General features: G+C 68.9%; 2 protein-coding genes. Both read left to right on the top strand.

The window, feature by feature from the left end; genetic code table 11:
* A partial coding sequence (locus tag AC1D01_RS35820; RefSeq protein ID WP_477874445.1) for a hypothetical protein occupies positions 1–432 on the top strand: 432 nt, incomplete at its 5' end.
* Between the two features lie 101 nt (positions 433–533).
* Positions 534–1,130: ABC transporter ATP-binding protein (locus AC1D01_RS35825; RefSeq protein ID WP_477874447.1), on the top strand; the 597-nt coding region annotated here is incomplete at its 3' end.

Here is a 1,130-nt window from a genome sequence, read left to right on the forward strand (position 1 = left end):
GCTGACCACGTCGCGACGCCACGGGTCCGGCCCATGCCGCAACCCGGCGAGCGCGCAGCCAAGGTCTTGCCGCCGGCGCAGGAGGCGGCAGCCGCCGCACCCCCAGCCGCTTCCGGCGTCGACCAGCCATCCACCGAGGCGCCGGGCGGCTACGACGTGCCGCCGATGCCGGAGCGCGGCTGGAACGTGGTGTTCCAGGCCATCGATCCCGCGGCGGAGGTCGACACCGTGGCCACCGTCGAACTGGAGGTGTCGGCCCAGGGCTTGATCCGGCACTGGCGCATCGTCGAGTCGAACGCGCCGCTGGAAGCGACCACGGCCCTGCTGCTCGGCATCGAAACAACTCCGATGCTGCCGGCCGTGCGCGACGGGGAACCCGTCGATGCCATCGTCCGGTATGAATTGCGATTCCTGAGGGTTCCGTCCAATTGACGACGCACTCGGATACGGTTCGTTGCCAACGGACCGGCGCGAGGATCATCTATCATCCGCTTCCGGCCATCGCTCACGCGGCCTGATCCTACGACCAGCGCATGTCCACCATCCCCTTGTCTCCCCCTGCGAACACCGGCGGCACCCTGATCGAACTGCGCGATGTCACCTGTGGCTACGGCGACCGGGTGATCCTCGAGAACGTCAACCTCAGCGTGCCGCGCGGCAAGGTGCTCGCGCTGATGGGCACCTCGGGCGGCGGCAAGACCACGGTGCTGCGCCTGATCGGGCGCCAGCTGCAGCCGATGAAGGGCCAGGTGCTGTTCGACGGCGTCGACATCGCCACCCTCGATGCGCAGGGCCTGCACGCGATGCGCCGGCGCATGGGCATGCTGTTCCAGTTCGGCGCGCTGTTCACCGACCTGTCGGTGTTCGACAACGTCGCGTTCCCGCTGCGCGAGCACACCAACCTCGGCGAGGCGATGATCCGCGACCTGGTGCTGATGAAGCTCAACGCGGTCGGCCTGCGCGGCGCGCGCGACCTGCTGCCGTCGCAGGTGTCGGGCGGCATGGCACGCCGTGTCGCGCTGGCACGGGCCATCGCGCTCGACCCCGACCTGATCATGTACGACGAGCCGTTCGCCGGCCTCGACCCCATTTCGATGAGCGTCGCCGCGACGCTGATCAAGGACCTGAAC

The organism is Rhizobacter sp. P3_B12 (assembly GCF_056402895.1).